Genomic DNA, 8,255 nt, shown 5'->3' on the forward strand with positions numbered 1-8,255 from the left:
TTAATTATTTTTTGCGTCTTTTTATTTGATTCACGTCCATAACTAAAATAGAATAAAATGAATCAATTTGATACAATACACAGAATAGAACACAATTTTGCGAAGAGTAATCCTAATTATCTAAAGGACATGTTTGGTACTACAGACGTAATGCCTTTATGGATTGCAGATATGGATTTTGAAATAGCAAAACCGATACAAGAAGCTTTGCAAAAATTGGTAACAAGAAATGTGTATGCCTATGAATTTAATACTGGAGATGTTTTTAAGGCTATTTCAGATTGGAATTTAAAGCGTCATCAATTAAAGTTAAACCCTAAATCATTTGTACAAGTTTCAGGAGTGCTAACAGGAATAGGTGTTTTAATTAGAGAGCTGTCGGATGAAAGCGAAGGAATACTAGTACAAACACCTGTTTATCACCAGTTTTTTAAGGTTATTGAATCCGCTGGCAGAAAAGTGGTTAGTAATAAATTAAAAGTTGTTGATGGTCAGTATCAAATGGATTTTGAAGATATAGAGCATAAATTAAAAAAGCTGAATATTAAAGCAATTTTACTTTGTAATCCTCATAATCCTATTGGCAGAGTATGGACAAAAGAAGAATTACAAAAGTTAGTACATCTTGCAAACGAATATGATGTTACGATAATTAGTGATGAAATTCATTCAGATATAGTGTATTCTGGTTCTCGTTTTAATAGTATTGCTTCACTAGAAAATAATCAAAACCATATTGCGGTTTTAGGTTCGCCAGCTAAAACATTTGGTATGCAAAGTATTTCTAATGGGTATTTATATGTACCAAATCAAGATACGCTTAATCTGATAAAACACATCATTGGTTCCTTATATTTAGACCATGGAAGTATACACTCTGCAAACGCAACAATAGCTGCTTATACAAAAGGAGAAGAGTGGTTAGATAATTTATTAGAATATCTTGAAAAAACCATGTATTGGATTGAAAACTTTGTTCAAAATGAATTACCAGAAGTAACACTGTTTAAACCTGAAGGAACTTACCAAGTTTGGTTAGATTTTAGTAAATTAAATATATCTGATGCTGCTTTAAAGCATTTGGTTGTGAACCAAGCAAAATTGGCTTTAACACCAGGAGATTGGTTTGAAGGTTTGCACACCCAATTTATGCGTATGAATGTAGCTTCTCCATTATCCAAAATTCAGCAAGCTTTTCATCAGTTAAAAAAAGCGTTGGATGAAGGCGTAAATTGTTCCTATAATGATGAAGAATCGAGTAATGAATGTTGTTCGTGTTAAATTATTTATTTTAAAATGATAATATATAATTTCCTGTTGCAATGAACATATGGCTTTGAGCTTGCATAGAAGTTTATTGTGCTTTTTTGAGTGTCGTATAAAAGTAAGATAGAATTTTAGTCCTATAAAATCAACGTTTGATGAGATTGACTGAATTCCTGGTGAATGGCTCAAAACCGGATAAATCAGTCCATTTTAGAATGATGAAAGAAAAATATTTTCAAATGTTGTTCTCTCAGTAAATAAAAAGATTCCCATTTTCTTAAAAGTCTTATTTTTACCATAGTGAGAAGGGATTTGAATTTAATATACCATTTATAGGACTATACGTACCATGTAAGAAGCATGTTAAGAAATAATTTTGCAATATAAATGTTCAAAATAAATCATTAAAACTGCAAAATTATGACTACTACAACAATCAATCAATTTGCAATTAAAGGATTGGGGTTAAGAAGTATGGATAAGCTTATTCATTTTGTTAAACAATTGAATCCAAATAAAACGGAAGAACTATTAAGAAATAGATTATCACAAATGTTAGGTTTTGATAACTATCAATGTTTTGGATTTTACAAAGAAGACAAACTTATAGGAATGATAGGTTGTTGGACATTCATAAAAATCTATTCTGGCAAACAATTGGCAATCGATAATGTCATTATAGATGCTCATTTACAGTCTAAAGGTTATGGAACCCAACTGCTTAATTTAATAGAAACTTGGGCCAAAAATAACAAATATGAATCCATAGAGCTAGATGCCTATTTAGCAAATAATAGAGCCCATAAGTTTTATTTTGGTCGAGGACATAAAATATTGGGGTTTCATATGTATAAAAAACTTCAATAAGGAGTAAGCGAAACTAAACAAAGGCAAGTGCGGTATACTCTTTACCTTATTAATTAAACGATTTATCTTGAGATCAATTTCGAAGTAATGAAATATATGCAATAAAAAAGTTAATATTTTTTACATTTGAAATAAATTTCAACCATTTAATGACAAATGTTTTTACGTACATAAGAGAGTGTGAATTATTTAGAAAATTTACAATCGACGAATTATTGTTTGTCGAATTTAAATGTATGGTCGAAGAGATTCGTTTTGGTATGTGGTCAGATGCAAATTACTTTGTATTTGTAACCAATGGGAAGAAAATGTGGAAAACCCACCGCAATGAATATATGGTAAAAGCAGGAGATGCCTTATTTGTAAAAAAAGGAGCCAATATTGCCCACCAATTTCACAGTGAAGATTACTGTGCACTTATGATATTCATGCCAGATGATTTTATCAAAAACTTTATGCTAAAATTTAGCGATAACCTTTCCTATAAAAAGAATAATGAGCATTTAGATTCAGACGGTGTTTTGCGATTGGAAATAAACGATTTTTTAGTATCCTACATGAAATCGTTAGAAGTGTATTTTGAAGCGCACGATAACCCAAATGTCAGTGTGATAAAATTAAAGTTTGAAGAATTATTGCTTAATATTTTTACATCTACCATACATCAAAACATTGCATCATATCTCTGTAGTTTGCAATCTTCAAATAGTGTACAACTTAAACAAATAATGATGGATAATTATCCGTATAATTTGAAGTTGGAAGAGTATGCGACTTTGGCTAATATGAGTTTAAGTACATTCAAAAGGAGTTTTAAAGCCGCATTTAATGAAAGCCCCGGACGTTGGATTGCAAATAAAAAAATAATATTGGCGACCCAATTCTTAAAAACCTCGGATAAAACGATCAATGAAATAGCATACGATTGTGGATTTGAAGACCCTTCACATTTTATCAAAGTTTTCAAAAAGCATGAAAACGTAACACCACTTGCTTATAGAAACACCCTTAATGCTTAAATGATAGAGAGCCTTAATGATAAAGAAACCGAAATAGACAGATACATATATCGTGTTTTTCAAACCTCTTATAAAATAGAAGCAAATTTGCTTCAAGTTAATTATCAAGATTTTCCACCCTTAAAAAGAACGATAAAAGATTTTCAGACTAGCGCCACAAATTTTTATGGATTTTTTCAAGAATCCAATTTAGCGGCAGTTATTGAAATTGATGAAGTAACAGATATTTGTAGTTTGGTTGTTCATCCTTCATATTTCAGGCAAGGTATAGCTAAACAGCTTTAGGGTTCTCAACCAAATTACATACTTCAGAATGCGTTATTGTTGAGACAGGATTAGCAAACAAACCAGCTACTGCCCTTTACGAGAAATTTGGTTTTGTGTTTCAAGGAAAGTATATGACTTTTATAGGCGTGGAGAAGGTAAAATTCTCGTTGAACAAATCCTGATTTTCATCTAAAATTTTAGTTCTAAGGTATAAGTTTACTCTTTATGGACCGATTATACTATTCATAGAACTTAATACACTATCCTAACGGAATGACCCCCCGGTACATTTGCAATGTGATTGTTCAACGTAATGGATTGAACACATATTAACTACTAAATGTATCATTTTTATGAGGTCAAAAAACTTTTCTCGCCGAAATTTCATTCAAAAAGGGACACTAGCGACTATTGCTGCTACTACATTATCCGGTAGTAGTTTTGGTCAGTCGTCGGATATAAAAGAATTGAATACTAATAAAAAGACAAGATTCCATTATCCATCTAAAGCGGCCAAAAAGCTAACTAAACTTTTAAAGATTGAATTTCCTATAATTCAAGCACCAACAGCAGGAGTTATCAGTAGCTCATTTACAGCGGCAGTTTCTAATAATGGAGGTTTGGGAGCATTACCATTAAGTTGGTCAGAACCAGATTTTGCAATTAAACAAATTGAAGCTGTAAAAGGTAAAACTAAAAACTCCTACTTCGCAAATTTCGTTTTGAATTTTGAACCTAAAGCATTTGACAATGCTATAAAATACGGAGTCCCTATTATCCAATTTTCTTGGGGCATGCCAACAAAGGAAATGGTCGCTAAAATGAAAGTCGCAAAAGTAGTATTAGGAATTCAAGTGACTAGCGAAGCCAGTGCAAAAGCGGCTTTAGATTTAGGTGCAGATTATTTGGTTTGCCAAGGCACAGAAGCAGGAGGTCATGTACATGCATCAAGACCATTAGCAGAAGCATTAGAACGTGTTTTAAAAGTTGCTGGAGATATTCCTGTAGTTGCTTCAGGCGGTATAGCTACAGGACATAAAATGCGGGAATATATGCAGATGGGAGCAGCAGGTGTTGTTATGGGGTCAAGATTTGTTGCCACCGTAGAAAGCCAAGGACATGAAGTTTATAAAAAATCTTTGGTAAGTGCTAAAGCAGAAGACACTGTATTTACAACTTGCATGGATAAAGGTTTTGGAAATACAACCCACCGTATTTTAAGAAACTCAACATTCGAAATGTGGGAATCAGCAGGTTGTCCTGCTATAGGAAACAGACCTGGGGAAAAAGATATCATAGTTAAAGTTGGGGAAGATTATGAAGTGGAACGCTACAGCATCAATTCTCCAGGAAAGCAATATGCTGGAGATATAAAAGCGATGGCGAACTATGCTGGTAAAAGTGTTAGCGACATACATGATATTCCAACAGTAGCAGAATTGATAAAGCGTATTTGGAGCGAATTCAATCAACAATAGAAGTCTAATTAGTAATCTAAAAACAAAAAAATGTCAAGTAACGGATTTTCTAGACGCAATTTTATTCAAAAAGGAGCACTCGCGGGTATTGCAGCTTCGAGCATGGTTGGTAGTAGTTTTGGTCAATCAGTTATGTCAAAAGTAACTGATAAAGAACACGCTAAATTCAATTACCCTTCACTTGCGACGAAAAAATTAACCAAGCTGTTAAATATTAAATACCCAATTATACAAGCTCCCACGGCAGGTGCTGTTACTACAGCATTGGTATCCGAGGTAACAAAATCTGGTGCTTTAGGCGGATTGCCTCTTACATGGACCACTCCTCAGGATTCGCATAAAAGAATTAAAGATGTTCAAGAAATTACGAATGGCTCATTCTATGCAAATTTTGTATTGAATTTTGAACCTAAAGCTTTGGACAGTGCAATAAAATCCGGAATAAGAATCATACAATTTTCATGGGGTATACCATCCAAACAAATCATACAAAAAATTAAGAGTGCCAATATTATTTTGGGCATACAGGTGACTAGTGAAGATAGTGCAATATCTGCCATCAATGCGGGAGCAGATTATCTTGTTTGTCAAGGAACCGAAGCTGGCGGTCATGTACATGCTTCAAGACCACTACATGAAGCTTTGAAAGAAGTATTAGCTGTGGCGGATAACATTCCAGTAGTAGCATCAGGAGGAATTGCGACAGGGGAAGACATCTATAAATATTTGTCACTTGGAGCTGCAGGCGTTGTCATGGGATCACGATTTGTAGCCACTCAGGAAAGTGGTGCACACCCAAAATATAAAGAAGCTTTACTTAATTCAGTGGCTAAAGACACTGTTTTCACAGTTTGTTTAAATAAAGGGTGGAGTAATGCAACACATCGAATTATACGAAATAAAACATTTAAAACATGGGAAGCAGCCGGTTGTCCTCAAGAAGGAAACAGGCCTAATGAAGGTGAAGTGTTGGCAACCTACAAAAGTAATGGTGTAACTGTTAGTAGATACGAAGGAAATGTTCCAAATGTAGATATGACAGGCAAGGTTGAAGAACTAGGCATGTATGCTGGGAAAGGTGTTGGACATATAAATGACCTACCCATGGTCGCAGAATTAATCAAACGTATTTGGAAAGAATTTTTAGATAAATAATAAATATCAAAATATAAGATGATGAAAACAGTAAGCACAACATTGAATGGTTTCGATTTAGAAGCCATAGAGAACACAGTAACAGCATTAAAAGGGAATCCTAAAATTGCTGAATTCAAATTCAAAGCAACAAACAAATGGGAATCTGGTCCAAGAAACACAAGTCAAATACAAGGGTTTTATGGAGCTTGTCAAGAAGATAGGACAAGGGAATCACCTTTTGTATGTAGTACAGATATGCCAACCGTGCTAAACGGCACAGATGTAGCACCAAGTCCGCCAGAGTTCTTGCTACACACGTTAGCAAGCTGTATTACAACATCAATGATGTTATTGGCATCTGCAAACGGTATAGGAGTAGATGAGGTTACAGTAAAAGTTGAAGGTGATTTAAATCTTAATGGGTTTTTAGGTCTTGATTCTTGTATCCTTAAAGAGTATGAACAAATAAAAGTATCAATTGATGTAGGTGGTGATTTGAGCTTTGTAGAAAGAATGAAGTTATTGGAGTTAGCTAAAAAATCACCTATCTATAATACGATACTAAACCCAGTACCAGTAAAAATAGCCTTATCGGCATAAATTAATAATTACATAAAAAAATAAAATCATGGAAAATTTAAAATTCGAAACCTTACAATTACATGCAGGTCAAGAACCAGACCCAGCAACAGGAGCTAGTGCAGTACCTATTTATCAATCCACCGCATTTACGTTCAAAGATTCAGAACATGGAGCAAACCTTTTCGCTTTAAAAGAATTTGGAAACATCTATTCAAGAATTACAAATCCTACTGTAGATGTATTTGAAAAAAGAATTGCTGCATTAGAAGGTGGTGTAGCAGCTATGGCAGTATCATCAGGACAAGCGGCACAGTTTATAGCATTAAGTAATATACTTGAAGCTGGAGATAACTTTGTGTCTACGTGTCATTTATACGGAGGCGCATATAACCAATTTAAAGTACAGTTTAAGCGACTAGGTATTGAAGCACGTTTTGTAGATGAAGAAACACCTGCAGCTTTTGAAGCTTTAATTGATGATAAAACAAAAGCATTGTATTTAGATACCATCGGAAACCCAGAATTAAACGTTCCAGATTTCGAAAAATTCGCTGCTTTAGCAAGAAAGTACGATATACCATTAGTAGTAGACAACACCTTTGGTGCAGCAGGTTATGTGGCTAGTCCTATTAAACATGGTGCAAATGTATTGGTGGCATCGGCTACAAAGTGGATAGGCGGTCATGGTACAAGTATGGGAGGTGTTATAGTTGATGGTGGAAATTTTAATTGGGGAAATGGAAAATTCAAACAATTTTCAGAACCATCAGAAGGCTATCACGGATTAAATTTTTGGGACACTTTTGGAGAAGGAAATGCTATGGGAATGCCTAACATCGCTTACATCATTAGAGCCCGTGTAGAAGGGTTAAGGGATTATGGGTCCTGTATGAGCCCCTTTAATGCATTCCTATTCTTACAAGGGCTAGAGACCTTATCACTACGTTTGGAACGGACTATGAACAATGCATACGAATTGGCGTTGTGGTTAGAATCGAATCCGTTAGTTGAAAGTGTGAATTATCCTGGGCTAAGCTCAAGCAAATACCATGAAAGGGCTAACAAGTATTTAAATAATGGCTATGGAGGTGTACTAACATTTACCTTAAAAGGAGATAGACAGGATGCTGCTAATTTTGCAGATGCTTTACAATTGATTTCACATTTGGCAAATGTAGGGGACGCTAGAACGCTGATTATTCATCCGGCATCAACCACACATCAACAATTAAGTGAAGCTGAACAGCTGGCATCAGGTGTACATCCAACACAATTACGTATTTCCGCGGGTATTGAGCATATAGATGATATTAAAGATGATATCAAACAAGCTCTTGAGAAAGCTTTTGTTTCAAATACCGAATTGGTTCAAAGTTAATTTTGGTCATTATAAATATTCCTAAAGCATTGGTTTTATGTATTTAAACCAGTGCTTTTTTTGATACAAAAAAAAAGACTTAATGACTCAAATCATAATAACATTTATATAACCAAGGACAATAGTAAAAAGTGAAGTTTGTAGGCTTGCAGAGTCCTATAAAACCAACGTGGCTGTTGCAGAAGTGCTCTGTGCGCAAGATATCGACCCTAGTATGCTGTTCTTGCCGAAGCTTTAGGAGAGTTGGTCTTGGTTGGATTT

Annotated in this window: 8 protein-coding genes; all 8 read left to right on the top strand. The window is 34.4% G+C overall.

Translation table 11 applies throughout. The annotated features are described in order from the left end of the window. The first annotated feature begins 57 nt into the window (after positions 1-57). Entirely contained in the window at positions 58-1,281 is a 1,224-nt protein-coding gene (locus tag CRO15_RS09670) for a MalY/PatB family protein (protein WP_097045585.1), read from the top strand. Between the two features lie 405 nt (positions 1,282-1,686). Continuing rightward, positions 1,687-2,133: a GNAT family N-acetyltransferase gene (locus tag CRO15_RS09675; RefSeq protein WP_097045586.1), complete on the top strand. Its 447-nt coding sequence runs from the start codon at positions 1,687-1,689 to the stop codon at positions 2,131-2,133. A gap of 236 nt (positions 2,134-2,369) precedes the next feature. Next, entirely contained in the window at positions 2,370-3,152 is a 783-nt protein-coding gene (locus tag CRO15_RS09680) for a helix-turn-helix domain-containing protein (protein ID WP_165769941.1), read from the top strand. Continuing rightward, positions 3,153-3,437 (top strand): GNAT family N-acetyltransferase, encoded by a 285-nt coding sequence (locus tag CRO15_RS19920; protein WP_243396938.1) that lies wholly within the window; start codon positions 3,153-3,155, stop codon positions 3,435-3,437. A 335-nt stretch (positions 3,438-3,772) separates the two neighbouring features. Beyond that, complete coding sequence (locus CRO15_RS09690) at positions 3,773-4,897, top strand: NAD(P)H-dependent flavin oxidoreductase (RefSeq protein ID WP_097045588.1); 1,125 nt, start codon at positions 3,773-3,775, stop codon at positions 4,895-4,897. A gap of 30 nt (positions 4,898-4,927) precedes the next feature. Beyond that, positions 4,928-6,052, top strand: coding sequence for an NAD(P)H-dependent flavin oxidoreductase (locus tag CRO15_RS09695; protein ID WP_097045589.1), 1,125 nt, complete (start codon positions 4,928-4,930; stop codon positions 6,050-6,052). A 21-nt stretch (positions 6,053-6,073) separates the two neighbouring features. After that, entirely contained in the window at positions 6,074-6,634 is a 561-nt protein-coding gene (locus CRO15_RS09700) for an OsmC family protein (protein ID WP_165769942.1), read from the top strand. A gap of 28 nt (positions 6,635-6,662) precedes the next feature. Further along, positions 6,663-7,994, top strand: a complete 1,332-nt coding sequence (locus tag CRO15_RS09705) for an O-acetylhomoserine aminocarboxypropyltransferase/cysteine synthase family protein (protein WP_097045591.1) — start codon at positions 6,663-6,665, stop codon at positions 7,992-7,994. Positions 7,995-8,255 lie beyond the last annotated feature (261 nt).

The organism is Flagellimonas pacifica (assembly GCF_900215465.1).
Taxonomy (GTDB): domain Bacteria; phylum Bacteroidota; class Bacteroidia; order Flavobacteriales; family Flavobacteriaceae; genus Flagellimonas; species Flagellimonas pacifica.

Bases quoted from the DNA above. Each gene is read 5' to 3' on its own strand.
- CRO15_RS09670 (WP_097045585.1), top strand. From the start codon at position 58: ATGAATCAATTTGATACAATACACAGAATAGAACACAATTTTGCGAAG.
- CRO15_RS09675 (WP_097045586.1), top strand. From the start codon at position 1,687: ATGACTACTACAACAATCAATCAATTTGCAATTAAAGGATTGGGGTTA.
- CRO15_RS09680 (WP_165769941.1), top strand. From the start codon at position 2,370: ATGGTCGAAGAGATTCGTTTTGGTATGTGGTCAGATGCAAATTACTTT.
- CRO15_RS19920 (WP_243396938.1), top strand. From the start codon at position 3,153: ATGATAGAGAGCCTTAATGATAAAGAAACCGAAATAGACAGATACATA.
- CRO15_RS09690 (WP_097045588.1), top strand. From the start codon at position 3,773: ATGAGGTCAAAAAACTTTTCTCGCCGAAATTTCATTCAAAAAGGGACA.
- CRO15_RS09695 (WP_097045589.1), top strand. From the start codon at position 4,928: ATGTCAAGTAACGGATTTTCTAGACGCAATTTTATTCAAAAAGGAGCA.
- CRO15_RS09700 (WP_165769942.1), top strand. From the start codon at position 6,074: ATGAAAACAGTAAGCACAACATTGAATGGTTTCGATTTAGAAGCCATA.
- CRO15_RS09705 (WP_097045591.1), top strand. From the start codon at position 6,663: ATGGAAAATTTAAAATTCGAAACCTTACAATTACATGCAGGTCAAGAA.